We start from the raw sequence: 25,681 nt of genomic DNA, 5'->3' as shown, positions 1-25,681 counted from the left end.
CGGACCGTCGATCCTCAACACACGAAGGAGGCCAGGGACATGCAGGTGTACGCGTGCGTATATACCGCCAACGGCGACTTCCTCTTGGGCACCAAGCCGGCGCTGGGGTACTACTTCAGCAGCGGGGGCGGCAGCCTCCATCCGAACGGGCAACCGCTCAATGGCGGTGGCCGCTATGCGCTGCCGGGCGGCCGCCGGGAGCGCGGCGAATCGACCCGCGACGGCGCGGCCAGGGAGTGGCAGGAGGAGACCGCCTGCCCGATGTCCATCAACCAGGCGTCTTCCCACGAGTGGGGCACCGCCTATGGCGCCGGCTACTTCCGGCAGCCCGACGGCGACCTGCAGGGAATGCTGGACCTGATCACGAACGACGTGCTGCCGGCGGCGGCCCTTGCCGTGCGGGACATCACCAACGGGACCATCACCGCCTATCCCCAGATCTTCGCCCTTTTCCCCGACGCCCCGGCCGACAACGAACTTGCGGCCATGACCCTCTGGAACGTCGTCACCGACTGGGCGCGCATCCAGCAATGGGACGGCGATCCCACGATCGGCTGGTACTACAACATCCTGAAATATCTCAGGGAAGACATCCTGGGAATCTGACATACCGCCAAGGAGAACCGAACAATGACCACTGTCGACCAGAAGCAGCTCGCCGCGATCGCCAAGGCCAAAAGCTATTTCCAGGGCATCCGCCCCGCGGCGGCGACGGACGAGGAATACAACCCCAACATCGAGGACAGCGACGGCTTCGTGTCCTACATCCTGCCGATCGCGAACCAGGCGCCGCCCGACCTCATGAACGACATCCTGGTGCTGGGCGGCAAGCTCCAGTCACTCATCGGCATCGTGACGGCCGCGGTTCTGGCCACGAGCGGCGAAGACACCGCCAAGCTGCACGAGTTCGACACCTGGTTCGAGCCCTTCTCCTACATCGGCGAGGCGTGGTTCGCGCAGTTCAAGAGCGTCGACCGGACGGAAGACCGGACGATCGAGGGCGTGGAAGTGTCGACCGCCTTCCTCGAGATCCTTCTCGACGCGGCGGTGAACGAGGGAGCGGCCATGGCCGACTTCCAGAAGTTCCTGCGCAGCCAGGGCGAGGCGATGCGGCTGGAAGTGGAGGACGACGGCCAGGGCTACAAGTACGCCTCGCTCGGCATCGCCCACGAGGTGTTCCAGCTCCCGGACGGCGCCTGGATATACGTTCCCAAGCTCCGCTGCTTCTGGACGGAGTTCACCAAGGAGACGTTCGAGATCACCGCCGGCTGCGTTTCGGTGGACCGCTACCGCTTCAACTTCGCCGCGAAATCGCTGGTCGGCGTGTTCAACTACCAGCAGTGGAAGGACTCGAAGGACTACCGCGACGAGCTCGACAAGTTCATCGACGACCTTCAGCGGGCCAAGATCGAGAAATCCAAGAACTACTTCGAAGGGGTGTTCGCCTCGCGCCGGGCGTAGCGCACGCACGCACGGGGTCCCCGGTCCAGCGGACCCGCGCCGGGCAACGGCGCGGGTCCGGCCGCCGGCCGGCGTGGAAAGGCGGGGCTTCGCGCCAGTTGGGCTTGTCGTTTCGCAGGAGCCGCGCTGGTGCGGCATGTGGTGGGCCCACCAGGACTCGAACCTGGAACCAAGGGATTATGAGTCCCCTGCTCTAACCGTTGAGCTATAGGCCCGTGATGGCGCGCGCGGCGGAGGCGCGGCAGGCGGCATGGTAGCGGCGGGGGGCGCGGGCGTCGAGCGCCGCAGGAGCTGCTGACAGCACGCTGGCAACAGCCGGGCGTAGCATGGCCGCTCCATCAACGCGGAGACTGTCCATGAATACCGAGGCCGTGGCGAAGCGACTGGTCGAGCTGTGCCGCAAGGGCGAATACGAGCAGGCGCAGCGGGAGCTGTTCGCGCCCGATGCGGTGAGCATCGAGATGCCGGGCGCGCCGGCGGGTGCGCTGGGTGATGCGAAGGGGCTGGAGGCGATCTACGAGAAGGGCCGCCAGTTCGCCGCGATGGTCGAGGCGGTGCACGCCAGCGAGGTGAGCGATCCGCTGGTGGCCGGTTCGTGGTTCGGCGTCACGATGACGATGGATGTGACGTTCAAGGGTCGCGGCCGGGTGCAGATGTCGGAGCTGTGCGTGTACCACGTGCGCGACGGCAAGGTGGCGAGCGAGCAGTTCTTCTACGACATGGGTTGAGTTGAGCGGGGGCCGGAAACGATGACGGCCGCTTGCGCGGCCGTCGCCCTCTCCCCGGCCCTCTCCCGCAAGCGGGAGAGGGGGAATGTCGATCGTCAATCCACGTCGAGGAACGAGCGCAGCTGTTCCGAACGGCTGGGGTGGCGCAGCTTGCGCAGCGCCTTGGCCTCGATCTGGCGGATGCGCTCGCGGGTGACGTCGAACTGCTTGCCGACCTCTTCCAGGGTGTGGTCGGTGTTCATGTCGATGCCGAAGCGCATGCGCAGCACCTTCGCTTCCCGCGGGGTGAGGCCGGCCAGCACGTCGCGCACGGTCTCCATCAGGCCGGTCTCGGTGGCCGACTCGATCGGCGAGGACGCGTTGCTGTCCTCGATGAAGTCGCCCAGGTGGGAATCCTCGTCGTCGCCGATCGGGGTTTCCATCGAGATCGGTTCCTTGGCGATCTTCAGCACCTTGCGGATCTTGTCCTCGGGCATGTCCATCTCCTTGGCCAGCTCCTCCGGCGTCGGCTCGCGGCCGAACTGCTGGAGCATCTGGCGGGAGATGCGGTTGAGCTTGTTGATCGTCTCGATCATGTGCACCGGGATGCGGATGGTGCGCGCCTGGTCGGCGATCGAGCGGGTGATCGCCTGGCGGATCCACCAGGTGGCGTAGGTCGAGAACTTGTAGCCGCGGCGGTATTCGAACTTGTCCACCGCCTTCATCAGGCCGATGTTGCCTTCCTGGATCAGGTCGAGGAACTGCAGGCCGCGGTTGGTGTACTTCTTGGCGATCGAGATCACCAGGCGCAGGTTGGCCTCGACCATCTCCTTCTTGGCACGGCGGGCCTTGGCCTCGCCCACGCTCATGGAGCGGTTGATGTCCTTGATGTCGGTCAGCGGCAGGAACAGCTTCTGCTCGATCGCGGCCAGCTTCTCCTGCTCGGCGTCGATCGCCTCGCGGTGGGCCTTGATGTTCGGCGTCCACTTCTGGCGCTTGCGGCTCAGCTCAGCCGCCCACTCGGGGTTGCCTTCGTTGCTGGGGAAGGTCTTCAGGAACTCGGCCTTGGGCATCTTCACCTGCTTGACGAAGATGTCCATCAGCACGCGCTCGTGGTGGCGGATGTCGCCCACCACCTCGCGCAGCTTGCGCACGAAGCTGTCGATCAGCGCGCTGGGCAGCTTGAGCTTGAGGAATTCCTCGGCCATCTGCTCGCGCAGCTTGACGATCTTTTTGTCGGTGATGCCGGCGGCCTTCACCGCGGCCTTCTGGAACTTGCCGTGGTAGTCGCGCAGCAGCTCCATGCGGCGCTTGACCTCTTCCGGGTCGGGGCCGCTGGAGCCGGCTTCCTCGTCGTCCGAGCTGTCGTCGGCGTCGTCGTCCTCGTCGGCGTCGCTGTCGCTGTCGTCGGAGGTGGCGTTGGCGGCGGCTTCCTCGGCTTCCAGGCGGGCGGCGTCGGCGGCGGCCTCCAGGTCGAGGAAGCCGGCGAGGATCTCGCTGAGGCGGCGCTTGCCGTCCAGGTGCTGGTCGTATTCCTCCAGCAGCAGTTCGATGGTCAGCGGGAAGCTGGCCAGCGCGGTCTGCACCTGGGCCAGGCCTTCCTCGATGCGCTTGGCGATGGCGATCTCGCCCTCGCGGGTGAGCAGCTCGACCGTGCCCATCTCGCGCATGTACATGCGCACCGGGTCGGTGGTGCGGCCCACCTCGGCGTCCACGGCGGAGAGCAGGGCCACCGCTTCCTCGGCGGCCTCGTCGTCGCCGCCGCCGCCGGGCGCGGCGCCGTCGGCGATGGTGTCGTTGTCGGGCGCGGCGTCATGGACCTCGATGCCGACGCCCTTCAGCACCGCCATGATGTCTTCGATCTGCTCCGGGTCGACGATGTCGTCGGGCAGGTGGTCGTTGATCTCGGCGTAGGTCAGGTAGCCCTGTTCCAGGCCCTTGGAAATGAGCGCCTTGATTTCGGACTGTTGTTCGGGAGCTTTGCTGTTCATACCTACCGCCGCGGATGCAGGAACCGATCAGTATAGCGATGTGATGCTTTTTTGACCAGTTTTCAAGGTGGGAAACGACGCGGCCGGACACGCAAGAATCGCGCCAGACCGGGGTCTGCGGGCGAATGAGGCGTTCAGGGGGCCTCCAGCCAGAAGGTGACCGGGCCGTCGTTGACCAGGTGCACCTGCATATGGGCGCCGAAGCGGCCGGTTTCCACCCCGGGGTGCGCGGCGCGGGCCAGCGCCACCAGCCGGTCGAACCAGCGCCGGCCCTGTTCCGGCGGCGCGGCGGTGGTGAAGCTGGGACGGCGGCCGGAACGGGTGTCGGCCGCCAGGGTGAACTGGCTCACCAGCAGCAGGCCGCCGCCGGTGTCGGCCAGCGAGCGGTTCATCTTGCCGGCCCCGTCGGCGAACACGCGATAGCCCAGCACGCGTTCCAGCAGGCGTTGCGCCTGCGCCTCGCCGTCGCCGGGCTGCACGCCCACCAGGGCCAGCAGGCCGGGGCCGATCGCGCCGACGGTCTCGCCGTCGACGTCGACATGGGCGGTGCTGACGCGCTGGATCAGGGCGATCATGGAGGGCCGCGGGCAGGGACGGCCCAGCATAGCGACTGGTGCCGTCGAGGCAAGCCTGCCGCGAGTCGCTACACTGCGCGGCGCATGCGCTTCGACATCTACCTGCTGTACCTGCTGCTGCGCCTCGCCGGGCGGCTGCCCCTGCGCGCGCTGCACGGCCTGGGCGCGCTGTCCGGCCGGCTGGCCGCGTGGCGGCGCGGCCGCATGGCGCACACCGTGGCGGTGAACCTGGCGATCGCGCGGCCCGGCCTGGACGAGGCCGCGCGTGTCGGGCTGCGCCAGGCGGCGCTGGCGGAAGCGGGCAAGTCCGGCGCCGAGATCGTGAAGATCTGGGGCAGCGGCGCCGAACAGGCGCTGGCCCTGGTGCGCGAGGTGCGCGGGGGCGAGCTGTTCGACGCCGCGCTGGCCGCCGGCAAGGGCGTGATCGTGGCCGCGCCGCACCTGGGCTGCTGGGAGCTGCTGAACTACTGGCTGTGCAGCCGCACGCCGATGGCGATCCTCTATCGCCCGCCCCACGTCGCCGCGCTGGAGCCGCTGCTGCGCAAGGTGCGCGGCGCGCTGGCGCCGGAGCAGGTGCGCGCCGAGGGCGCCGGGGTGCGCACGCTGTACAAGCGCCTCGCCGCCGGCGGCACGGTGGGCATCCTGCCGGACCAGAAGCCGCGCGAAGGCGAGGGCCAGCTGGCGCCGTTCTTCGGCCGCGATGCGCTGACCATGGTGCTGCTGCCGCGGCTGGCGGCGCGCACCGGCGCCACCGTGCTGTTCGCCTTCGCCGAGCGGTTGCCGAAGGGCGCGGGCTACCGCATCCACTTCCTGCCCGCGCCGGACGGGCTGGACGACCCGGACCTGGCGGTGGCCTGCGCCGCGCTCAACCGCGGCGTGGAGGCCTGCATCGGGCGCGCCTTCGCGCAGTACCAGTGGCAGTACCGGCGCTGGTCGGCGCACAACCTGCCCAATCCCTACGCCAAATCCGGCTGAGTCGCGTGAATGCCCTCGAGGTCGGGGGCGGAATCCCTCGCCCTGTCAGGGAGAGGGTTCGGCAGCCGGGAGCGGGCCGCCCGGAGCGCAGTGTTGCAGCGTGCGCAAGGCAGACAGATCACAAGGGGCGATGCATCGCGCCGCGACAGCCGGCTTCAACCCGTCGTGACCCGCCGCAGGAAGACCGTCATCTCCTTCTCCGCCTGCTTGTCGCCGCGCTGCCGCGCCGCCTCGATGCCGCGGCGCCAGGCGTCGGCGGCGCCGGCCGTGTCGCCGGCCGCGAGGCAGGCCTTGCCCAGCAGCTTCCAGGCGGCGGAGTAGGCCGGGTCGAAGGCCAGCGCCTGGCGCAGTTCGGCCACCGCCGCCGCGGCGTCGCCCGCGTCCAGCAGCGCGCCGCCCAGCGCGAAGCGCAGCAGCGCGCCGTCGCGCGGGCCGCCGCATTGCGCGCGCAGGCCGTCGATGTTCATGGCAGGGTGCGGTAGCGCCAGTCGTCGGCGGAATAGATGCGCGGCGGCTGTCGCGGCTCCGGCGGGGCGATGCCGCTGCGCAGGTCGGCCAGGGTGGGCGCCGGCCACACCACCAGCCACGACGAGCGGAACGGCTGCGCCAGCAGGGCGTAGCGCAGGGCGGCGGCATCGAGCCGCTCCGGATGGGTCACGACGAGGCCGTCCGGGTGCGCCTGCGCGAAAGCCCTCACCGCGTCGTCGCCGTGCAGCTCGGTCACCGGGTCCAGCAACCGGCCGGCGAAGTCGAACTCGCCGTCGTAGCCGCCCACCATGCCCAGCGCGCGGTGTTCCGCGGCGGCGGCGCCGAGCAGTTGCGCGGTGGGGCGCAGGTCGTAGCGGTGCCACAGGGTCAGCGTGAACAGCGTGTTCAGCGCCAGCGTGCCGATCAGCCCGGCGAACGCCAGCCGGCGCATCTCGCCGCGCCCGCGCAGCAGCAGCAGCAGGCCCAGCAGCACGAACAGCGCGCCGAAGAAGCGGCTGTACGGCGCCGCGCCCACCAGCCACTGGCCGTGCACGTGGTGGCCGGCGGCCAGCGCCGGCAACGCGAACAGGAACAGCCCGAGCGCGATGCCGCCGGCGCCCAGCGGCCAGGTGCCCAGCCAGGCGTTGTTGGCCAGCGCCGCATGGCGCTCGCGCAGCAGCGCCACCGCGCCGGCCAGCAGCAGCATGGCGCCGGCCAGTTCCGGCAGCAGGTAGTAGAGCTGCTTGCCGCGCACCAGCGAGAAGGCCACGAAGGTCGGCAGCACCCAGCACAGCGCGAAGCGCAGGCCCGGCGCCAGCGGCCGGCGCAGCATGCCCAGCGCCACCCAGGCGCGCGGCCAGCCGATGAACGGGAACAGCAGCACCGGCAGCATCAGCAGGTACCAGGGCACCGGGTGCGCGTGGCTCTGCAGCGGCTCCGCCGTCTGCACGCCGTGGATCACCCGCGCCGCGGTCTGCGCGAAGAACAGCCGGTGCCGGTACGCCTCGCCGCCGGCGAAGCCGGCCGGCAGCGCCCAGGCCAGCAGCAGCGCCAGGCCGAGCAGCAACGCCAGCACGCCGCGGCCGTACCAGCGCGCGCGATGGTGGCGCGCCCAGTCGCTCCACAGCGGTCCCAGCAGCCAGGGGAACGCCACGTGCAGCAGCATCACCGGTCCCTTGGTCAGCAGGCCCAGGCCGACGCACGCGCCGAACAGCAGCCAGCGCGGCTCCTCGCGCCGCGCCTTCGGCGCCAGGCACAGCAGCGCCGCCAGCACCCACATCGCCAGCAGCGCGTCGTACATGATCTGCAGGCCGAACAGGAAGGCGTAGGACAGCGCCAGCAGCATCCACGGCGCCGCCTTCGCCACCCAGGCCTGCTGCGGGAACATCCGCCGCGCCAGCGCCGACAGCAGCACCAGCTCGATGCCGCCGAAGGCCACCTCCAGCACGCGCGGCCACACGTCGCTGACGCCGAACGCGAACCAGCCGGCGTGGATCAGCCAGAACAGCAGCGGCGCCTTCTCGCTGTACGGCTGGCCGTTGAGGTGCGGCACCAGCCAGTGGTGCTCGCTCCACATTTCCCACGCCACTGCCAGCGTGCGCGTGGAGTACAGCGGCATCGGCCCGTGCGAGAAGATCGCCAGCAGCGCCACCAGCAGCCACAACGGCAGCCAGGGCCACAGGGCGCGCAGGTGTTCGGAGCGGCGGTAGGCGTTCGACACGGGGCAACCTCGGCGGAGTCGGTCCGGATTCTAGCGGGACACCCTGAACAGCGTGAGCCCGCGCGCTCAGCGCGGCAGGCGCGCCGGGCCCCAGTAGCCGATGCGGCGGCGGATCTTCAGCTTGCGCCACAGGTTCCACGGCTTGGCGCGGCGGTTGCGGCCGCCCCCGGCGACGAAGGCGTCGATGGCGTCCAGCACGCGTTCGCTGGAGCGGCCGTCGCGGTAGGGGTGGATCGCGTCGGCGTACTCGCGGATCGCCTGCATCAGCTCGGGCGGGCGGCTCAGCGCGCGCTCGATCGCCGGCTCGAAGTCCTTCGCGTCGTGGATGTCGATCAGCTGCGGGCCGGGGCGGCGGTTGTCGAAGGTCACCACCGGCTTGCCGGTGAGCAGGAACTCGTTGAGCGCGGAGCTGGTGTCCGAGCACATCATGTCCACCTGGCTGAACAGCCCCAGGATGTTGTCGTTCTCCGCGAACACGAGGTGGTCGTTCTGCAGCGCCTTGTACTTCGTCACCGTCTCCGGGTTCATCTTCGGGTGGAAGGTGACGATCCAGCGCCAGCGGCCGTCGCGCGAGAGGCGCTTCACCTCCTCGTACAGCGTCTCGGCCGCGCTCCACGAGGGCGAGAAGGTGGAGTGGTAGAGGATCACCGGCGGGGTGCGCACGGGCGGAACCGCGCCGCCCAGCTCGCGCATGAACGGGTCGATCTTCGGAAAGCCGGTCTCGACCACGCTGAAGTGGCCGAGCTGGTCGGCCAGCGCCTGGAACTGCGCGGTGTCGCGCGGGCCGGTGGTGCAGTACAGGTCGAAGAAGCCGCGGATGTAGATGTGCCGCGGCTTGCCGGCGTCGAAGCCGTGGAAGGTCTCCACCTTCACGCCGGGGAAGAAGTGCGGCACCGCGTTGGACGAGGTGATCACCGCCAGCGGCTTCCACGCGCGCACCTCCTCGACCGTCAGCAGGCGCTCGTCGGCGTGCAGGTCCTCGGCGCCGGGGCCGTCGAAGAACCACGCCGCCTCGTCGCCGCGCGCGCGGATCGCCGCCTGGATCGGCCGCAGGATGGCCAGCGCATAGCGTTCGGAGCCGTACAGGAGGTAGTGCTTGGGCATGGCGGTCGGTTGTTGGAGGGAGGGACTAGCTTACTTTTCTCCCTCTCCCCCTTGGGGAGAGGGTTGGGGTGAGGGGGCTCTCGCCGAGACGCTGGATCAGGGCAGGGCGTGCTTCGATGGATGTCGCGGCAAGCCCGGCCCCTCACCTCAATCCTCTCCCCGAGAGGGGAGAGGAGGCAAACGTGCCGAGCGGGTTCGCCATCCGGGCACTGGGGTTGCGGGAGACTCAACGTTCGATGTGATGCTTGCTCAAGACGCGGGCCGCTTCCGCGACCGACGCGGGGTTGTGGACCATCTCGTAGTGGCGCATGCGCTTGTACGCCGCGTAGGCGGCGGCGGTATGCGCCACCATGAAGCCGCGCCAGCCGTCCAGGAAGGCCAGCCGGAACAGGTAGTCCTTGAGGAAGGCCAGCGCGAACACGAACGGGGTCTGCCACATGCGCACGGGCTTGCCCTTGTCCAGCCAGTCGCGGCACTTCAGTTCGGCGTAGCGCAGCACCTTGAGCTGCTTGTGCGGCAGGGTGGGGTTGTTGGCGTGGTCGAACGGCGCGTCGAGGGTGGGCGCGGCGCCCTCGAAGCGCAGCGACTCGTGCACGCGCGCATCGGTCCAGCGGGCGCGGCCGCGGTGGTACAGGCGCGCCAGCTTCTCGCCCACGGCGGGGCGGTACCAGCGCATCGGCCGGCCCATGTAGATGGTGCGCCGGCGCAGGTACGCCGCCGGCGCCGGGCCGGCCATCAGCGCGGGCAGCCGGCGTTCCAGCTCGGCGGCCAGCTCCGGCGACAGCCATTCGTCAGCGTCCAGCACCAGAATCCAGTTGTGGGCGCATTGCTCGCTGGCGAAATTGCGCTGGGGGCCGAAGCCCAGCCAGTCCTGGTGCACCACGCGCGCGCCATGCGCCCGCGCGATCGCCACGGTGCCGTCGTCGCTGCCCGAATCGACCACCAGCTTCTCGGCCGCGAACGGCACGCTGTCCAGGCAGCGCGCGATGCAGTCGGCTTCGTTGTACGCGATGACGGCGAGGGTGAGGGGCAGGGTCGGCATGGCGGCATTCTAGCGGGCGAAGCGCTCATACGCGCCGCGCGTGACGGGTCACCCGTCATCACTCAATGCGCATCCGTTAAGATGTCCAAGGTTCGAGGGAGATCTTGAGAGACGAACGGGTTGTCCGCTCGCCATGCGAACCGCGCCAGTACAGAGGGATCCATTGGACAACCGGAACGATCTCATCCTGGGCGCCGCCGCAGGTTACTGCGCCGGCCAGGTTAGGCTATTCGCGCAGAGCCTTGCCCAAACCGGGTTCAATGGTCGATTGGTACTCTTTGTCCATGGAAGCCAGCTTGGTTCGATGAAGGACATGTTGCGCACGTATGCGCCCTCACTCGAGGTCGATCTGGTACGCATTCGTAGCATTCATGAGCATCCCAAGTTGGTGCGCTCCTGCTTAAAACGGTTGGCTGCGGCAATGCCTGCGGAACGTATCAGTGTGCTGAAACGGGCGCTGCTCCGCTTCCATGGCAAGCCGCACGTGACTCGATATTTTTACTATGCAGATTATTTGGCGGCGCATGCCGGCTTTGTGCGCGTTCTGCTAAGCGACGTCCGCGATGTGGTTTTTCAGAGCAATCCTTTCCGTGACCTGGAGCCGGGCCTGCATGTGGGCATGGAGAGCGAAGATCTTACGATTGCCACGGAACCTTTCGACCGCGATTGGATGCTCGACGCCTATGGAGAGTCGATGTTGAGAGAACTCGGCCACAAGCAGGTGTCCTGCTCCGGGGTGACATTAGGGGATTTCGAGGCGGTGCGACGGTACGTCGACCTGATCCTGCGGGAAGCTCTCAGGTTGCCCTTCCGGCACATGAAGACGCGCATTTACGATCAGGCTTTTCACAACAAGCTCTTTTATTGTGGCGAACTTGGCGATGCGCATCCTTGTCAGCCGCTAAAATCAAGAATAGCGACGCTTGGCTGTCTTGATCCGGCAATATTCGTATTGTCGGAGACGGGGTATTTACTCAACACCGATGGAAGGGTGGCGCCGATCGTTCACCAATATGACCGGCACCGCGTCCTGGTGGATTTGTTCGAGGCATCCATGCCGGCCTGAGATAAGCGTGTGTGAATCATTCCTGACGGAGCGATGGCGCAAAACCCCCCGGTCCACGTCTCCGTCAGACACACGAATGCAGAATCGGCGTTGCATGCACAAGTCATCCTCAACCACGGTTTCCATGCTGATCTCCACCTACAACTGGAGAGAAGCGCTGGCGCTCGCTTTGCGGAGCGTGGCTTGGCAAAGCCGGTTGCCAGACGAGGTCATTGTCGCGGACGACGGCTCCCGCGAGGACACGGCCAGCCTCCTGCGCACGATCGCCAAGGGTTTTCCCGTTCCGCTACGACATGTCTGGCAACCGGATGAAGGCTTTCGCAAGGCGCGTATCTTGAATCGCGGCATTGCAGCCATGCGCTCGGACTATGTCATCCAGACAGACGGCGACATGCTGTTGCATCGCCATTTTGTGGCCGACCACCTGCGTCTGGCCCGGCCAGGAAGGTTCCTGCAAGGTACCCGCATACGCACTACCGAGGCGGAAACGGCCAGATTGCTGGCGGGGGGCAAGCCCTGCTTCGGGTGGTTCGTCGATGCCTATTTCCGGGACAACGCGGATCGCAGCACGTACCACTACGGCAGGCGGCACCATACCTTGCGGCTGCCGTGGCTGGCGCGCCTCAAGTCGCGCTCCAGCGGGCATCCCATGGGCTGCAATGTCAGCTTCTGGCGCGAGGACCTGTTACGGGTCAACGGTTACGACGAACGCATGCACGGCTATGGCAGCGAAGACCTGGAGCTGGATGTCCGGCTACAGAACGCGGGCTTGCGGCGCTGCCAGATCAAGTTCGCGGGGCTTGCGCTGCACCTGGAACACCGCTGCGTATCGACGATGGATCCAAGCGATCCGGAGCTTTCGAATAACAAGCTTCTCTATGCCAGCCGCGATACATGCAGCGTCCGCTCTCCGCAGGGGGTGGATGCGCACTTGGGCGATTTTGCCGGAGGCCTCGTGGATTTGCGTGAAACAAGCTCGACCAACGTGGCGGAGTAACCAGCGGCAATGCAGGTTGGACATGACAAGCAGATACGCGCCGACCTTGGGCTCTGGCTGCGCCGGTTGTTGCGGTTTGGTCTTATGTGGCTATTTGCCGGCATGGCCGTACTGCCGGCGGGGGTTTCCTACAACCCAGGGCACTTCTACCAGTACGTGCTCGGCTTGACGTTGTATCTGCCGGCATTGCTGCTGCTCGTACTGCAACCGGGCAGTTTCGCCCTGTTGTGGCGCCAGCCATCGATGAAGTGGGTGCTGGCGCTATTGTCGTGGGGCGTGGTGTCCCTGGCCTGGAGCACGACTGCCCACCCCTCCAGTGAACTGGGGCGCAGCGTGAGCATTGTGCTGTTCCTGTATGGATGGACGCAGGCCATCGAGGGAAAGGAGGATTACATCCGCAGGCTGCTTACTTGTGCCGGTGTCGTCATGACGCTGGCGGCGCTTGCCGCGATGCTGGTTTTCCAGGTGGATGATCATGGCGACGGGCGGCTATCCGCGTTCGGGGTCATGAACAACGCTAACCTGGCGGCCGCGGCGATGGCGGCGGCCGTATTGTGGCTGTCTGCATGGACCGTCGAAGCAGTCCGTTACCGCATCGCACAGGCGGTGGCGGTGGCCGTGTTGGTGCTGTTCGTCTTCCTGACCTTCACGCGCAGCGCATGGGGCGGCCTGTTCGCGGCACTGTTGGTGTTCTGCTTGTGCCAGCATGGCGCGCGCGCGCGCTGGCAGGTGATTGCGCTGCTCGTGCTGGGTTGTGCGGGCGCGGCCTTCACCTTGCCGGACTTGACGAATCGGGGCTGGTCACTCCGTCCGGAGATCCTGAGAAATTCGTGGCAACTGTTCCAGCAGCATCCTTGGCTTGGCATGGGGCAGGGAGCCGTGTTCAACATTGATGTAGGCGGCCTGGTACTTACCCACGCGCATAACCTGTTCAGCCAGTTGGCCATTGAACTGGGCGTGCCGGGCCTGCTCATGGGGCTTGTCGTCTGGGGCATGCTGGGCTGGCGGGGCTGGCAGCATCGCTATGAAGTCTTGGGCCGGCTTGTCCTGTCCACGTGGGTGCTTGCCACGATCATAGTGCAGTTCGACCTGCCGCATTTGATCGACAGCCCGAGGCCGACATGGCTGCTCACCTGGCTGCCGCTGGCGATGAGCTTTTCGCTGGGCGGAAGAGAATCGCAAGCTCCGGGCACGGATTCGACATGAAAACCAGCACCATCGTGCTCACCTACAACTGGCCCGAGGCGCTGGAGCGCCTGCTGGCCAGTCTGGCCGCGCAGACGCGCCTGCCAGACGAAGTGATCGTGGCCGACGACGGTTCCGGCGAGGAAACCCGCGCATTGGTCGAACGCATGGCGCGCGGCTTCCCGGTGCCGCTGCGCCACGTGTGGCAGGAGGACCTCGGCTTCCGCGCCGCGCGCGCGCGCAACCGCGGCATCGCCGCCAGCCGCGGCGACTACGTGATCCTGCTCGACGGCGATATGCTGCTGCATCCACGCTTCGTGGCCGATCACCTGATGCTCGCCGAGCGCGGCTTCTTCCTGCAGGGCGGGCGCATCAAGGCCACGCGCGAAGAGAGCGCGCGGCTGCTGGCGAGTGCACGGCCGGTCTTCGCGCCGTGGTCGCGGGCGGACTTCCACGAGTTCGACGGCACCAGGCGCTTGTACGCCTTCCGCCAGCCGCAGCTGGCGCGCTGGAAGGCGCGTTCGCGCAGCGGCGGCCGGGTGATGAGCTGCAACATGAGCTTCTGGCGCGACGACCTGCTGCGCGTCAACGGTTTCGACGAACGCATGGAGGGCTACGGCGCCGAGGACCGCGAACTGGTGGCGCGGCTGGAGAATGCCGGCCTGCGCCGCCGTGCCCTGAAATGGGCTGCGCTGGCCGTGCACCTGTGGCACAGCTCGCGCGCCCAGCCCGACGTGGACGATCTCAGCTTGCCGAACAACCAGCTGTTCCACGCCACCCGCACCGAAGGCATCGTGCGCTGCGAGCGCGGCATCGACGGCCATCTCGCGGAATTCGTGACGCCGGAACGTCTGGACGGCTAAATCGTGCCGAGCGCGGCTCGCAGCCGACCGGGAAACGCGGCGCGCTCGGCCTCGTACCAGGCGCGGGCGGCCGCACCCAGCATGCCGGCTTCGTCTTCGGGCATCGCCACGCAGCGCTCGATCACGCGCGCCATGTCCGCGTCTCGGAAGCCGTACAGCGTGGCCAGGTCCTGCGTGCCGGTGGCCGTCGCCGGCACCAGCACGCCGCGTTCGGCGGTCACCAGTTCGTTCATCGGCTCGGCGTCCAGCGTGACCACCACCGCGCCGCAGCTCATCGCCTCGACCAGGTAGTGGCCGTAGCCTTCCGTCTGCGAGGGGCACAGGTGGAAGCGGTGCTCGTTCTGCAGGCGGCGGTAGGCGTCGTCGTCGAGGTGCTCGCGGATCAGCCGCACGTTGGCCGGCGGCACATCGAGTTCCACCCGCTTGCGCCGCCAGGCCACGGTCAGCGTGGGCCATCCCGGGTGCGAGGCCCACAGCCTCAGCAGCGCCGCGGTGCCCTTGTTGTTGCTGCGGCCGGGACCGTGGAAGAAGGCGTGGCGGTGTGGCACCGCGGGGTCCCGCCGGTCGGGGCTGGCGAAGCCGATGTAGCGCACGGGCATGCCCAGCGCCGCGAACAGGCGTCCGGCGTGGCGGGTCTTGGCCCACACCTCGTCGATGCAGGCCAGCGCGGCACGGTCCCGCGCCCGGAAGTATTCGGGGTTGGGCACCAGCACGTTGCGCCGTGCCGCGCGCGCGAATTCCGGGCGCACGCGCTCCAGCATCAGGTTGAGATCGAACGCCGGCGCGCGGCCGGCCAGGCGCGCGCGGGTCAGCCACTCGGCGAGACGGCCGCGGTGCGGCAGCGCGGTCGTGCGCACCGTGGCGCCCGCCTCGCCCAGCGCAGCGGCGAGCAGGGCCATGTCGCGGCTGAGGCCGGCGCCGTTGTCGCGCGCCAGCAGCTGGATGCGCGACGTCGCCGTCACGGACCGGCCGTCGCGTCGGTTCCCGGCACGGCAGCGGCACCGGCGTCGGGATCGCCATCCGGCGATTCGTCCACCGCGGCGCTGGGCACGCAGCCGGGCACCACCGCGTCGGCCTTGAACATCCACCAGTCGCGCTGGTTGGCGTGGCCGAGGTAGATCGCCCTGGCGCGGTCCACGCAGTCGCCCATCGCCGGCTGCTGCACGAACAGCCAGCGCGTGGCCGGCGCCTGCGCCTGCCATTGCGTGGCGCGGGCGAACTGGAGGTGCCAGGGCACCTTGAAGCCGAAGTCGACGGCGGGGCGCTCCAGCATCAGCAGGTTCTGCTCCTTCCAGGCCACCAGGCCGAGCTGGTCGCCGGGCGCGAGGTGGCTGCGCACCTCGCGCATCAGCCCGGCCGCGGAACTGGAATCGTTGAGCAGCGGCACTGCCCGGAAGCCCCAGGCCAGCCACAGCGCGGCCATGCCGCCGCACACGGCCCACAGCGCGCGGCGCAGGCGCAGCGCGGCGACCAGCGCCAGTTGTACCGCGCCCAGCACGACGCACATCCACCACAGCGCAGCGCCATCGCCGGCCAGGTCGCGGCGGGCGGCGAACTGCACCACCTTCGGCGAGTGCGAGTGCAGCGCCCACGCGCCCAGTCCGAGCATCGCCACGCCCAGCAGGGCGATGAACAGCAGGCCCGACGCACGCAGCCAGCGCTTCGGCAGCAATTCGTCGAGGAACGGCGCGGTGACCAGCGCCAGCATCGGCAGCGCGGGCAGGATGTACACGTCGCGCTTGCCCGGCGAGGCGCTGAAGAACAGCAGCACCAGCACCACCCAGCCCAGCGGCAGCAGCACGCGGGCGTCGCGTGCGTGCAGCCGCTGCCACCAGCGCGGCGCGCTGCCGGCGTAGGTCAGCGACAACGGCAGCCAGCTGAACAGCACGATCGGTACGTAGTACCACCACGCGTGGATGTGGTGCCACGCGTTGGCGTAGCGCTGCGCGGTCTGGTGGAACAGGATGTCATGCACGTAGGCGGGGTAGGCCGGGATGCCGGCGCGCGCGCGTGCGACGAGCAGCATCGGCACCAGCCACAGCGCGATCGCCGCCAGCGCCGCCGCCAGTCCCAGCAGCCAGCGCCATGTGGCGCCACGGCCGGGCCGCGCCACGCCGTCCCAGCCGCGCCAGGCCGCCCAGGCGTAGGGCAGCAGCATGAACAGCGCGACGAAGCCCACACCCTTGGTGATCACGCCCAGCCCGGCGCAGAAGCAGCCCAGCCAGTACATCGGCCAGTTCGCTGGCGCGCCGGTGTCGGGCGGAGCCAGCAGGTGCCGCAGCAGGCCCCAGTTCGCCGCGGTGATGAAGAACACCACCAGCGGATCGATCTGCGCGCGCTGGCTCTGGTAGACGAACTGGAACGCCAGCAGCAGGCCGCCCGCCGCGTACAGGCCGGTGCGGCGGTTCCACAGCCGCCGCCCGAGGTCGTAGACCAGCAGCAGCGTGCCCAGCGCGGCCAGCAGCGAGGGCAGCATGAAGGCGATGCGCCAGCTGCGCACCAGCTCGAAGCTGGCCGCCTCCAGCCACATCAGCATCGGCGGCTTGTCGGCGTAGAGTTCGACGCCGCGGTGCGGGAACAGCCAGTCGCCGCTTTCCACCATCTGCTTCGCGGCCAGGGTGAAGCGCGGCTCGTCCGAGGGCCAGGGGTCGCGCAGGCCGATGCCGGCGCCGAGGATCACCAGCGCGATCAGCAGCAGCAGCCAGAAGCGGCGGCGTTCCTGCGGCGTGGCCTGGGGAAAAGCGGGCATAAACGGGTTCTCAGGGCGAAGCGGATTTCTCGATGGCCGCATAGTACATACCGTCCAGATCGCCGTCGCCGGGCAGGATCTGCCAGCCCGCGGCCGCGGCCTGGCCCACCGGCAAGCCGAACGGCACCACGTGCGCGTCGGCGTGCGCGGCGAGGAAGGGTTCCACCACGCCTTCGTTTTCCGCGCGCAGCAGCGAGCAGGTGATGTAGAGCAGCCGCCCGCCCGGCGCCAGCAGCGGCCACAGCGCGTCCAGGATGCGCCGCTGCTGTGCGGCCAGCGCCGCGATGTCGTCCAGGCGCCGGTGCAGGCGCACGTCCGGGCGGCGACGCAGCACGCCGGTGGCCGAGCAGGGTGCGTCGACGAGGATGCGGTCGAACGGCTGGCCGTCCCACCACGCGGCGGGGTCGCCGGCGTCGCCCACGCGCACGTCCGCCCGCAGGTGCAGGCGGGCGAGGTTCTCGCGGATCCGCCCGGCGCGTTTCGGTTCGAACTCCAGCGCAGTCAGCGCGACGTCGGCGCGTTCCAGCAGGTGGCAGGCCTTGCCGCCGGGCGCGGCACAGGCGTCCAGCACGCGCTGGCCGTCGCGCACGCCGGCGAGGTCGGCGGCGATCTGCGCCGCGCCGTCCTGCACCGCGAACAGGCCGTCGGCGAAGCCGGGCAGGCGGGTCACGTCGGTGCTGTGCGGCAGCACGATGGCATCGGCCAGCCAGGCGTGCGGCTCGGCCGCCTGGCCGTCCAGGCGCAGGCGCCCGGCCAGCGCGTCGCGGTCGGTGCGGCGGCGGTTGGCGCGCAGCATCAGCGGCGGCTCGCGGTTGTCCGCCGTCATCACCGCCTCGGCCTGCGCGGGCCAGTCGTGGGCGATGGCCTGCGCCAGCCAGCGCGGGTGGGCGTGGCGGGTTTCCGGTTGCGCGTCGAGCGCGGCCAGGTGCGTGGCGCGTTCGCGCTGCCAGCGGCGCAGCACCGCGTTGACCAGGCCGGCGAGCGGCGGCCGCTTCAGCGCGCGCACGGCCTCCACCGTGGCGGCGACCGCGGCGTAGTCGGCCAGTTCCAGCACCTCCAGCTGCACCAGGCCCAGCACCAGCAGCGCGTGCACCGCCGGCTCCTTCCGGCGCAGCGGGCGGTCGAGCAGGCGGTCCAGCGCGGCGTCGAAGCGCGGCCACCAGCGCGCGCCGTCGCTGACCAAGGCCATCAGCAGGGCGCGGTCACGGGCGTCCGGGAGTTTCGGCGCGTGGTGCTCCATCGCCTCGCGCAGCGAGGCGCCGTGCAGCGCGACCTGCGCCAGCGCCTGCGCGGCCAGCGCGCGCACGTCGGCGCTCATCGCGCTTTACTCCCTTTCCCCATCGGGGAGAGGGTTGGGGTGAGGGGATGGGGCTTGCCGTGGCGCCCGGGCTGGCGTGCACCGTGCTGTCCGGGTTTTCGACCGGTAAGCCGGTGACGTTGCCGCGAGCACCCGCCCCTCGCCCCAGCCTTCTCCCCCAAGGGGAGAGGGAGCAGGTGACGGCTCACTGGCCGGCCTCGCGCAGCTCGGGGCGTGCATTGAGGTAGTCGGCGGCGGTAATGCGCTTGCCGCCGGCACGCTGCACGGCGGTGATGCGCAGCGCGCCGTCGGCGCAGGCGACGTCGATGCCGTCGCGGCGGGCGGCGAGCAGGGTGCCGGGCGCCGCGGCATGGCTGTGCCCGAGGGCCGTGGCGGCCCAGATGCGCAGGCGTTCGCCGGCGATCTCGGCGTCGCTGCCCGGCCACGGGTCGAAGGCGCGCACCTGGCGTTCCAGCTCGATCGCGGCCCGGGCGAAGTCGAGCCGGGCCTCGGCCTTGTCCAGCTTGTGCGCGTAGGTGACGCCTTCGGCCGGCTGCGGCGTGGCGGCCAGCGCCTCGCCGGCGAGGGTGCGGGCCAGGCCTTCGGCCAGCGCTTCGGCGCCCAGCGCGGCGAGGCGGTCGTGCAGCGAGCCGCCGGTGTCCTCGCGGGTGATCGGGGTGCGCTTTTCCAGCAGCACCGGGCCGGTGTCGAGGCCGGCTTCCATCCGCATCAGGTCGACGCCGGTCTCGGCGTCGCCGGCAAGGAGGGCGCGCTGGATCGGCGCCGCGCCGCGCCAGCGCGGCAGCAGGCTGGCATGCACGTTCCAGCAGCCGAGGGTCGGGATGGCCAGCACCTTGCGCGGCAGGATCAGGCCGTAGGCGACCACCACCATCAGGTCGGGGCGGTAGGCGGCGAGCGTGGCCTGCGCCTCGGCGTCTTTCAGCGATCCGGGCTGCTCCACCGCGATGCCGGCGGCCAGCGCTGCCTGCTTCACCGGACTGGGCGCGAGCCTGCGGCCGCGGCCGGCGGGGCGGTCGGGCTGGGTGTAGACGGCGACCACCTCGGCGCCGCTGGCGCGGCAGGCCTCGAGGCAGGGGACGGCGAAGTCCGGGGTGCCGGCGAAGACGACCCGCAACGACCGTGCGCTCAAGCGCTGGCCGCCTGCTTGCGGTGCTTCTCCAGGCGCTTGAGCAGCAGCGAGCGCTTCAGCGGCGACAGGTAGTCCACGAACACCTTGCCGGCGAGGTGGTCCATCTCGTGCTGCACGGCCACCGCCAGCGGGCCCTCGGCCTCGTAGACGAATGCGTTGCCATCCACGTCCCGTGCCTTCACCTTCACCTTCAGCGCGCGGGTAACGTCGGCGTAGATGCCGGGGAAGGACAGGCAGCCTTCCTGGTACACCTGCGCGCCGTCCTTCTCCACGATCTCGGCGTTGATCAGCACCAGCGGCTGGTTGCGCTCCTCGCTCATGTCGATCACCAGCACCTGCTGGTGCACGTTGACCTGGGTCGCGGCCAGGCCGACGCCGTTGGCGGCGTACATGGTCTCGAACATGTCGGCGACGAACTGGCGCAGCGCGTCGTCGAACACGGTGACCGGCGCGGCCCGGGTACGCAGGCGGGGATCGGGGAATTCGAGGATGTTGAGTACGGACATGGGGGTCACCTTGGCTGGGGCGGCGCGTGAAAAGCGCTGCGGCCCTTGGCGTCGAAATGCGGGCGAATCGCTGAAACCGAAGCCCGGACGCCATCTAGAATGCGCATCATTGTACGTCGCCAAGCTCGCGTCCGGCAGGCAGTTTTGCCAACTGCTCCCGGTTGCGGGCCGGTTGGGTTGGGCTACACTCGCCCGAGCTTGGGAAGGGGGATCCCCGCTTATGATACGAAAGTCCATCGGGCTGCTGGCCGGCATGCTGGTCACCGTGGCCGTCTACGCCGCCGGCGTGCAGTTGCGCACGGACCACCCGGACACCTACACGGTGCGTCGCGGCGACACGCTGTGGGACATCTCCGCCAAGTTCCTGTCCAAGCCGTGGCTGTGGCCGGAGATCTGGCAGGCCAACCCGCAGGTGCGCAACCCGCACCTGATCTACCCCGGCGACGTGCTCAACCTGTCCTTCATCGGTGGCCCGCACCTGAAGCTGGAGCCGGGCGTGCATCGCGAGGACAATGCGGTGCCGGCGATCCCGCTGGCCGACCTCAAGATGTTCCTCAAGGACATGCGGGTGCTGGACTCCAACGCGGTGAGTTCCGCGCCCTACGTGGTCGGCTTCGAGGAAAACCAGCTGCGCGGCACCGTGGGCCAGAACGTCTACGTGCGCGGGCTCGACGCGCAGCCCGGCCAGCGCTGGGCGATCGTGCGGCCCACCCACGTGTTCCGCGGCTTCGACGGCAAGAAGTCGGACGACAGCGAGGTGGTCGGCCACCTGCTGGACAGCAACGTGGCGCTGGTGCGCAGCCCCTGGTCGGAGGATTTCCGCAACGACGGCCACTACGGCCGCGGCGACGACCTGGGCGTGGAAGTCACCGTGATCGGCACCGCCGAGACGCTGCGTGGCGGCGATCCGTCCACCCTGCTGCTGCTCGACGCGAAGCAGGAGATCCGCGCGGGCGACCGCGTGCTGCCGCTGGACGGCCCGAAGTACGATCCCTACTACGCCCCGCACCCGCCGAAGTCGCTGCCCGCGAACGGCCGCGTGATCGCCTTCGCCGACGCGCTGGACGCGGTCGGTCCGCGCCAGGTGGTGGCGCTGTCGGTGGGCAGCAAGGACGGCGTGGACAACGGCACCACCTTCGCCGTCTGGCAGCCGGGCGAGCGCACCTTCGACGACGTGGCCCACGACAGCTGGGACCGCGGCACCGGCAGGAAGGTGCAGCTGCCCGACGAGTACATCGGCCACGTGATGGTGTTCCGCACCTTCGACCGCGTCAGCTACGGCCTGGTGATGGACGGCCTGCGCCCGGTCAAGATCGGCGACAAGCTGCGCCAGCCCGAGTAAGGCGCGCTTCTCCCCTCTCCCCGCCGGGGAGAGCGCCGCCCCGAGCATGTCGAAGGGGGCGGGGTGAGGGGCCAACCCCGCGGCCGCATGACCGCTCCCGACCCTCCCCTGCAAGCAGGGGAGGGCGAGATGCCGGATCAGCCTCCACCCACACCACGGCGCGGCCAACCCGCGCCGTTTCCGTGTCCGCCCTCGCGTAGACTGCGCGCCATGAACGCATCTGACGACCTGCGCGCCTGGCTGATCGCGCTGCGCACGCCCGGGCTGGGTCCGGGCGGCCTGCGCGAGGCGCTGGCCGCGGCGGACGGCCGCATCGAGGGTGCGCTGGCCCGCCTGCGCCGTCTCGCCGGTGGCCTCGACGAACGCGCCACCGCCTGGCTGGACCGGCCCGACGAGGCGCAACTCGCATCCGACCTGGCCTGGCTGGCCGAACCGGGCCATCGCCTGCTGTGCTGCACCGAGGCGGATTTCCCGCCGCTGCTGGAAAGCATCCCGCAGCCGCCTGCGGCGCTGTTCGTGGCGGGCGACGCCGGCCTGCTGCTGCATCCCCAGGTGGCCGTCGTGGGCGCGCGCCGCGCCACCGCCGCCGGCCGGGCGACCGCACGCGATTTCGCCGCGGCGCTGGACGCCGGCGCGCCCACCGTCGCGGTGGTCGGCACCGGGCCGGACCGGGTCTACCCGCGCAAGCACCTCGACCTGGCGCGGGACATCGTGGCGCGCGGCGCGCTGGTCAGCGAATTCCCACCCGGCACGCCGCCGCGGCCGGACCACTTCCCGCGCCGCAACCGCCTCATCGCCGGACTGGCGTTGGGTACCCTGGTGGTGGAGGCGGGGCTGCAGTCCGGCTCGCTGATCACCGCGCGGCTGGCCGGCGAGCAGGGGCGCGAGGTCTTCGCCGTGCCCGGCTCCATCCACAACCCGCTGGCGCAAGGCTGCCACAGGCTGATCCGCGAGGGCGCCCGGCTGGTGGAGGCCCCGGCCGAGGTGGCCGAGGCGCTGGCGCCGGCCGCACGCGAGCTGGGCCGCGAACTGGCCGCGCGGCTGGACGGCCCGGTGGCCGGGGCGACGGCCGCCGCCGCGGCCGGCTGGCGCGACGACCCGGACTACCGGAGCCTGCTCGACGCCCTCGGCCACGACCCGGCGCCGCTGGACGCGCTGTGCGAACGCACCGGCCAGGGCGCGGCGGCGTTGTCCTCCATGCTGCTGATGCTGGAGCTGGAGGGCGTCGTCGAGGGCCTGCCCGGCAACCGCTACCAGCGCCTGCCGGGTTGACGGCAGGCCGGCCGGAACCCCCATGGCAGCGCATTTTCACGCCGCCCGGCTTGACAGTCGGCGCGGCGGCGTGGTCTCACTAGATATATATGCCTGTCGCCCGGCGACGGCGCCCACCTCCGGATAACACGCTGCATGGCCAAGAACCTGCTCATCGTCGAATCGCCCGCCAAGGCCAAGACGATCAACAAATACCTCGGCAAGGACTTCCAGGTCCTCGCCTCCTACGGCCATGTGCGCGACCTCAAGCCGAAGGAGGGGGCGGTCGACCCCGACCACGGCTTCGCGATGAAGTACGAGGTGATCGAGCGCAACGAGAAGCACGTCGACGCGATCGCCAAGGCCGCCAAGCTCGCCGACGACATCTACCTCGCCACCGACTTGGACCGCGAAGGCGAGGCGATCAGCTGGCACATCAGCGAGATCCTCAAGGAGCGCGGCCTGGCCAACGGCAAGAGCATGCACCGCGTGGTGTTCTCCGAGATCACGCCAAAGGCGATCAAGGCCGCGGTGGCCGCGCCGCGCCAGCTCTCGCACGACCTGGTGGACGCCCAGCAGGCGCGCCGCGCGCTGGACTACCTGGTGGGCTTCAACCTGTCGCCCGTGCTGTGGCGCAAGGTGCAGCGCGGGCTGTCCGCCGGCCGCGTGCAGTCGCCCGCGCTGCGCATGATCGTGGAGCGCGAGGAGGAGATCGAGGCGTTCAAGGCGCGCGAGTACTGGACGGTGGAGGCGCAGCTGCGCCACGCCGACGGCGAGTTCGGCGCCAAGCTCACCAAGTTGCACGGCAAGAAGTTCGAGCAGTTCGACCTCACCAACGAGGCCGACGCGATGGCCGCGCGCGCCGCGCTGAAGGAGGCCGCGCACGGCCGCCTCACCGTGAGCGAGGTGGGCAGCAAGGAGCGCAAGCGCCGTCCGGCGCCGCCGTTCACCACCTCCACCCTGCAGCAGGAGGCCGCGCGCAAGCTCGGCTTCACCACCAGCCGCACGATGAAGGTGGCGCAGGGCCTGTACGAGGGCGTGAGCCTCGGCAGCGAAGGCAACGTTGGCCTGATCAGCTACATGCGTACCGACTCGGTGGCGCTGGCCGACGACGCGCTGGCCGAGCTGCGCGCGCTGATCGCGCGCGACTACGGCCACAAGGCGCTGCCCGACGGGCCGCAGTTCTACAAGGCCAAGAGCAAGAACGCGCAGGAGGCGCACGAGGCGATCCGTCCCACCTCGGCCATGCGCACGCCGCGCGAGGTGGCCGCCTTCCTCAACGACGAGCAGCGCAAGCTGTACGAGCTGATCTGGAAGCGCACCGTGGCCTGCCAGATGATCCACGCCACGCTGAACACCGTGTCGGTGGACTTCGAGCTGCCGCACGCCGCCGGCGGCCCCGCCGCGTTCCGCGCCACCGGCACCACCGTGGTCGACCCCGGCTTCCTCGCCGTGTACGAGGAAGGCCGCGACCAGAAGAGCGCGGAGGACGACGACGAAGGCCGCCGCCTGCCGAAGCTGGAAAAGGGCGAGGACGTGCCGCTGAAGGACATCCAGGCCGACCAGCACTTCACCGAGCCGCCGCCGCGCTATTCCGAAGCCTCGCTGGTGAAGGCGCTGGAGGAATACGGCATCGGCCGTCCCTCCACCTACGCCAGCATCATCCAGGTGCTGCTGAACCGCGAGTACGTGCTGCTCGACAGCCGCCGCTTCAAGCCCACCGACATCGGCCGCGCGGTGGGCAAGTTCCTCACCCAGCACTTCAGCCGCTACGTGGACTACGACTTCACCGCCAAGTTGGAGGACGAACTCGACGCCGTGAGTCGCGGCGAGGAAGCCTGGGTGCCGCTGATGCAGCGCTTCTGGCAGCCGTTCAAGCAGCAGGTGGAAGAGAAGACCGAATCGGTGGACCGCAGCGAGGCCACCGGCGCGCGCGAGCTGGGCAGCGACCCCAAGAGCGGCAAGCCGGTGTTCGTGCGGCTGGGCCGCTTCGGGCCGTATGCCGCGATCGGCGACAAGGACAGCGACGAGAAGCTGCAGTTCGCCAGCCTGCGCCCCGGCCAGAGCATGCACACCATCACGCTGGACGAGGCGCTGGAGCTGTTCAAGCTGCCGCGCAAGCTGGGCCAGGCGCCGAACGGCGACGAGGTCAGCGTGGGCATCGGCCGCTTCGGCCCGTTTGTGAAGCAGGGCAGCACCTACGCCTCGCTCAAGCCCGAGGACGACCCCTACACCATCGAGCTGCCGCGCGCGCTGCAGCTGGTGGAAGACAAGCTCACCCTGCTCGCCAATCGCGTGATCCAGGATTTCGGCAACGGCGTGCAGGTGCTCAACGGCCGCTACGGCCCCTACATCACCGACGGCGAGAAGAACGCGCGCATCCCGAAGGACACCGAGCCGAAGGAACTCACCGAGGCGCAGTGCCTGGAGCTGCTCGCCGCCGCGCCAGTGAAGAAGGGCGGGCGCTTCGGCCGCAAGACCGCCGCCGCGAAGAAGGTCGCGGAGAAGAAGGTGGCGCCGGCGAAGAAAACCGCCGCGAAGAAGGCGGCGGGCAAGAAGACGGCCGCCAGCAAGACCGCGGCGAAAAAGACTGCGACGAAGAAGGTCGCCACGAAGAAGACGCCCGTCTGATGCCGCAGACCTTCACCCTCGACGGGCTGGACGCCGCCGCCGCGCTGCTGCGCGCGGGCGGCGTGCTGGCCTATCCCACCGAGGCGGTCTACGGCCTCGGCTGCGACCCGCACGACCGCGCGGCCTTCGACAGGATCTTCGCGCTGAAGCAGCGCCCGCCCACCCAGGGCGTGCTGCTGATCGCCGCCGACTTCGCCCAGGTCGAGCGCTACATCGACCTGGCAAGCGTGCCGGGCGAGGTACTCGCACAGGCGCGCGCCAGCTGGCCCGGCCCGAACACCTGGATCTTCCCGCGCAGCTCCGCGGTGCCCGAGTGGGTGGCTGGCGCGCATGCCGGCATCGCGTTGCGGGTTACCGCGCACGCGCCATCCATCGCGTTGTGCCGGGCCTTCGGTGGCGCACTGGTCTCGACCAGCGCGAACCCGCATGGCCAACCTTCCGCCCGCTCCGTGCAGGCCGTGCGCGACTATTTCGGCGACGCGCTGGACGGGGTGCTCGATGCCCCACTGGGAGGCCAGGAGCGCCCGTCCACCATCCGCGACGCGCTCACCGGCGCTATCATCCGCGCCTGAACGCCGCCTGCGGTGGGTCGGCTGCGATT

23 protein-coding genes and 1 tRNA gene are annotated in these 25,681 nt (G+C 69.6%); 12 read left to right on the top strand and 12 right to left on the bottom strand.

The genetic code is table 11. The features are described 5' to 3' along the window. The first annotated feature begins 39 nt into the window (after positions 1-39). Both QMK61_RS13345 and QMK61_RS13340 read left to right on the top strand, forming a co-directional pair. Positions 40-606 carry an NUDIX domain-containing protein gene (locus tag QMK61_RS13345; protein ID WP_302072713.1) on the top strand — a complete coding sequence of 189 codons (567 nt, stop codon included), beginning with the start codon at positions 40-42 and terminating at the stop codon, positions 604-606. Positions 607-630: 24 nt separating this feature from the next. Continuing rightward, positions 631-1,461: a hypothetical protein gene (locus QMK61_RS13340; protein WP_302072712.1), complete on the top strand. Its 831-nt coding sequence runs from the start codon at positions 631-633 to the stop codon at positions 1,459-1,461. 139 nt (positions 1,462-1,600) lie between these two features. Here QMK61_RS13340 and QMK61_RS13335 read toward each other — a convergent pair. Then, positions 1,601-1,676 (bottom strand) — tRNA-Ile (locus tag QMK61_RS13335). A 141-nt stretch (positions 1,677-1,817) separates the two neighbouring features. Here QMK61_RS13335 and QMK61_RS13330 point away from each other — a divergent pair. Continuing rightward, a complete protein-coding gene (locus QMK61_RS13330) occupies positions 1,818-2,189 on the top strand; it encodes a nuclear transport factor 2 family protein (RefSeq protein ID WP_302072711.1) in 372 nt (123 codons plus the stop codon). A gap of 95 nt (positions 2,190-2,284) precedes the next feature. Here QMK61_RS13330 and rpoD read toward each other — a convergent pair whose 3' ends face one another. Continuing rightward, entirely contained in the window at positions 2,285-4,159 is a 1,875-nt protein-coding gene (gene rpoD / locus QMK61_RS13325; protein ID WP_302072710.1) for an RNA polymerase sigma factor RpoD, read from the bottom strand. Positions 4,160-4,293: 134 nt separating this feature from the next. Beyond that, on the bottom strand, positions 4,294-4,734 hold the full coding sequence (dtd, locus tag QMK61_RS13320) for a D-aminoacyl-tRNA deacylase (RefSeq protein ID WP_302072709.1): 441 nt from the start codon (positions 4,732-4,734) through the stop codon (positions 4,294-4,296). A gap of 84 nt (positions 4,735-4,818) precedes the next feature. Between dtd and QMK61_RS13315 the strand changes: the two genes are divergently transcribed. Then, positions 4,819-5,709 carry a lipid A biosynthesis acyltransferase gene (locus QMK61_RS13315; protein WP_302072708.1) on the top strand — a complete coding sequence of 297 codons (891 nt, stop codon included), beginning with the start codon at positions 4,819-4,821 and terminating at the stop codon, positions 5,707-5,709. 155 nt (positions 5,710-5,864) lie between these two features. Here QMK61_RS13315 and QMK61_RS13310 read toward each other — a convergent pair whose 3' ends face one another. The 4 genes from QMK61_RS13310 to QMK61_RS13295 all read right to left on the bottom strand — a co-directional run bounded on the left by QMK61_RS13310 (position 5,865) and on the right by QMK61_RS13295 (position 10,043). Beyond that, positions 5,865-6,176, bottom strand: a complete 312-nt coding sequence (locus tag QMK61_RS13310) for a tetratricopeptide repeat protein (protein WP_302072707.1) — start codon at positions 6,174-6,176, stop codon at positions 5,865-5,867. Continuing rightward, positions 6,173-7,897, bottom strand: coding sequence for a glycosyltransferase family 39 protein (locus QMK61_RS13305; protein ID WP_302072706.1), 1,725 nt, complete (start codon positions 7,895-7,897; stop codon positions 6,173-6,175). Before QMK61_RS13305 ends, QMK61_RS13310 begins: the two co-directional genes overlap by 4 nt. A 66-nt stretch (positions 7,898-7,963) precedes the next feature. After that, positions 7,964-9,001 (bottom strand): CDP-glycerol glycerophosphotransferase family protein, encoded by a 1,038-nt coding sequence (locus QMK61_RS13300; RefSeq protein ID WP_302072705.1) that lies wholly within the window; start codon positions 8,999-9,001, stop codon positions 7,964-7,966. A gap of 226 nt (positions 9,002-9,227) precedes the next feature. After that, a complete protein-coding gene (locus tag QMK61_RS13295) occupies positions 9,228-10,043 on the bottom strand; it encodes a glycosyltransferase family 2 protein (RefSeq protein WP_302072704.1) in 816 nt (271 codons plus the stop codon). 163 nt (positions 10,044-10,206) lie between these two features. Here QMK61_RS13295 and QMK61_RS13290 point away from each other — a divergent pair, with 163 nt between their 5' ends. The 4 genes from QMK61_RS13290 to QMK61_RS13275 all read left to right on the top strand — a co-directional run bounded on the left by QMK61_RS13290 (position 10,207) and on the right by QMK61_RS13275 (position 14,154). After that, complete coding sequence (locus QMK61_RS13290; protein ID WP_302072703.1) at positions 10,207-11,109, top strand: hypothetical protein; 903 nt, start codon at positions 10,207-10,209, stop codon at positions 11,107-11,109. Between the two features lie 94 nt (positions 11,110-11,203). Further along, complete coding sequence (locus QMK61_RS13285) at positions 11,204-12,106, top strand: glycosyltransferase family 2 protein (protein ID WP_302072702.1); 903 nt, start codon at positions 11,204-11,206, stop codon at positions 12,104-12,106. Between the two features lie 9 nt (positions 12,107-12,115). Beyond that, entirely contained in the window at positions 12,116-13,312 is a 1,197-nt protein-coding gene (locus tag QMK61_RS13280; protein WP_302072701.1) for an O-antigen ligase family protein, read from the top strand. Beyond that, the gene (locus tag QMK61_RS13275; RefSeq protein WP_302072700.1) at positions 13,309-14,154 is read left to right on the top strand and encodes a glycosyltransferase family 2 protein; all 846 of its coding nucleotides are present in this window, start codon (positions 13,309-13,311) and stop codon (positions 14,152-14,154) included. The genes QMK61_RS13280 and QMK61_RS13275 overlap by 4 nt, the downstream gene beginning before the upstream one ends. On the opposite strand, the gene QMK61_RS13270 is transcribed toward QMK61_RS13275, so the two are convergent. The 5 genes from QMK61_RS13270 to def all read right to left on the bottom strand — a co-directional run bounded on the left by QMK61_RS13270 (position 14,151) and on the right by def (position 19,856). Further along, positions 14,151-15,116: a glycosyltransferase gene (locus QMK61_RS13270; protein ID WP_302072699.1), complete on the bottom strand. Its 966-nt coding sequence runs from the start codon at positions 15,114-15,116 to the stop codon at positions 14,151-14,153. The two genes, QMK61_RS13275 and QMK61_RS13270, sit on opposite strands and share 4 nt — an antisense overlap. Further along, complete coding sequence (locus tag QMK61_RS13265; RefSeq protein WP_302072698.1) at positions 15,113-16,903, bottom strand: glycosyltransferase family 39 protein; 1,791 nt, start codon at positions 16,901-16,903, stop codon at positions 15,113-15,115. Before QMK61_RS13265 ends, QMK61_RS13270 begins: the two co-directional genes overlap by 4 nt. A 10-nt stretch (positions 16,904-16,913) precedes the next feature. Continuing rightward, positions 16,914-18,221, bottom strand: coding sequence for a 16S rRNA (cytosine(967)-C(5))-methyltransferase RsmB (rsmB, locus tag QMK61_RS13260; protein ID WP_302072697.1), 1,308 nt, complete (start codon positions 18,219-18,221; stop codon positions 16,914-16,916). Positions 18,222-18,405: 184 nt separating this feature from the next. Next, entirely contained in the window at positions 18,406-19,350 is a 945-nt protein-coding gene (gene fmt, locus QMK61_RS13255; protein ID WP_302072696.1) for a methionyl-tRNA formyltransferase, read from the bottom strand. Further along, positions 19,347-19,856 carry a peptide deformylase gene (gene def, locus QMK61_RS13250; protein ID WP_302072695.1) on the bottom strand — a complete coding sequence of 170 codons (510 nt, stop codon included), beginning with the start codon at positions 19,854-19,856 and terminating at the stop codon, positions 19,347-19,349. The genes fmt and def overlap by 4 nt, the downstream gene beginning before the upstream one ends. Positions 19,857-20,076: 220 nt before the next feature. Here def and QMK61_RS13245 point away from each other — a divergent pair, with 220 nt between their 5' ends. The 4 genes from QMK61_RS13245 to QMK61_RS13230 all read left to right on the top strand — a co-directional run bounded on the left by QMK61_RS13245 (position 20,077) and on the right by QMK61_RS13230 (position 25,652). Then, on the top strand, positions 20,077-21,198 hold the full coding sequence (locus tag QMK61_RS13245) for a LysM domain-containing protein (RefSeq protein WP_302072694.1): 1,122 nt from the start codon (positions 20,077-20,079) through the stop codon (positions 21,196-21,198). 210 nt (positions 21,199-21,408) lie between these two features. Beyond that, positions 21,409-22,470, top strand: a complete 1,062-nt coding sequence (locus tag QMK61_RS13240; RefSeq protein ID WP_302072693.1) for a DNA-processing protein DprA — start codon at positions 21,409-21,411, stop codon at positions 22,468-22,470. Between the two features lie 135 nt (positions 22,471-22,605). After that, a complete protein-coding gene (locus QMK61_RS13235) occupies positions 22,606-25,080 on the top strand; it encodes a DNA topoisomerase I (RefSeq protein WP_302072692.1) in 2,475 nt (824 codons plus the stop codon). Further along, on the top strand, positions 25,080-25,652 hold the full coding sequence (locus tag QMK61_RS13230) for a Sua5/YciO/YrdC/YwlC family protein (RefSeq protein ID WP_302072691.1): 573 nt from the start codon (positions 25,080-25,082) through the stop codon (positions 25,650-25,652). The genes QMK61_RS13235 and QMK61_RS13230 overlap by 1 nt, the downstream gene beginning before the upstream one ends. Positions 25,653-25,681 lie beyond the last annotated feature (29 nt).

This window comes from Fulvimonas sp. R45 (assembly GCF_030504985.1).
Taxonomy (GTDB): Bacteria; Pseudomonadota; Gammaproteobacteria; order Xanthomonadales; family Rhodanobacteraceae; genus Rhodanobacter_A.
Note: the sequence above shows the minus strand (reverse complement) of the source record. Positions and strands in the feature narration are given on the sequence as shown.

What these genes read in the sequence shown, in the direction of transcription:
- QMK61_RS13345 (WP_302072713.1), top strand. Translation starts at nt 40, where the DNA reads ATGCAGGTGTACGCGTGCGTATATACCGCCAACGGCGACTTCCTCTTG.
- QMK61_RS13340 (WP_302072712.1), top strand. Translation starts at nt 631, where the DNA reads ATGACCACTGTCGACCAGAAGCAGCTCGCCGCGATCGCCAAGGCCAAA.
- QMK61_RS13330 (WP_302072711.1), top strand. Translation starts at nt 1,818, where the DNA reads ATGAATACCGAGGCCGTGGCGAAGCGACTGGTCGAGCTGTGCCGCAAG.
- rpoD (WP_302072710.1), bottom strand. Translation starts at nt 4,159, where the DNA reads ATGAACAGCAAAGCTCCCGAACAACAGTCCGAAATCAAGGCGCTCATT.
- dtd (WP_302072709.1), bottom strand. Translation starts at nt 4,734, where the DNA reads ATGATCGCCCTGATCCAGCGCGTCAGCACCGCCCATGTCGACGTCGAC.
- QMK61_RS13315 (WP_302072708.1), top strand. Translation starts at nt 4,819, where the DNA reads ATGCGCTTCGACATCTACCTGCTGTACCTGCTGCTGCGCCTCGCCGGG.
- QMK61_RS13310 (WP_302072707.1), bottom strand. Translation starts at nt 6,176, where the DNA reads ATGAACATCGACGGCCTGCGCGCGCAATGCGGCGGCCCGCGCGACGGC.
- QMK61_RS13300 (WP_302072705.1), bottom strand. Translation starts at nt 9,001, where the DNA reads ATGCCCAAGCACTACCTCCTGTACGGCTCCGAACGCTATGCGCTGGCC.
- QMK61_RS13295 (WP_302072704.1), bottom strand. Translation starts at nt 10,043, where the DNA reads ATGCCGACCCTGCCCCTCACCCTCGCCGTCATCGCGTACAACGAAGCC.
- QMK61_RS13285 (WP_302072702.1), top strand. Translation starts at nt 11,204, where the DNA reads ATGCACAAGTCATCCTCAACCACGGTTTCCATGCTGATCTCCACCTAC.
- QMK61_RS13280 (WP_302072701.1), top strand. Translation starts at nt 12,116, where the DNA reads ATGCAGGTTGGACATGACAAGCAGATACGCGCCGACCTTGGGCTCTGG.
- QMK61_RS13275 (WP_302072700.1), top strand. Translation starts at nt 13,309, where the DNA reads ATGAAAACCAGCACCATCGTGCTCACCTACAACTGGCCCGAGGCGCTG.
- QMK61_RS13265 (WP_302072698.1), bottom strand. Translation starts at nt 16,903, where the DNA reads ATGCCCGCTTTTCCCCAGGCCACGCCGCAGGAACGCCGCCGCTTCTGG.
- rsmB (WP_302072697.1), bottom strand. Translation starts at nt 18,221, where the DNA reads ATGAGCGCCGACGTGCGCGCGCTGGCCGCGCAGGCGCTGGCGCAGGTC.
- def (WP_302072695.1), bottom strand. Translation starts at nt 19,856, where the DNA reads ATGTCCGTACTCAACATCCTCGAATTCCCCGATCCCCGCCTGCGTACC.
- QMK61_RS13245 (WP_302072694.1), top strand. Translation starts at nt 20,077, where the DNA reads ATGATACGAAAGTCCATCGGGCTGCTGGCCGGCATGCTGGTCACCGTG.
- QMK61_RS13240 (WP_302072693.1), top strand. Translation starts at nt 21,409, where the DNA reads ATGAACGCATCTGACGACCTGCGCGCCTGGCTGATCGCGCTGCGCACG.
- QMK61_RS13235 (WP_302072692.1), top strand. Translation starts at nt 22,606, where the DNA reads ATGGCCAAGAACCTGCTCATCGTCGAATCGCCCGCCAAGGCCAAGACG.
- QMK61_RS13230 (WP_302072691.1), top strand. Translation starts at nt 25,080, where the DNA reads ATGCCGCAGACCTTCACCCTCGACGGGCTGGACGCCGCCGCCGCGCTG.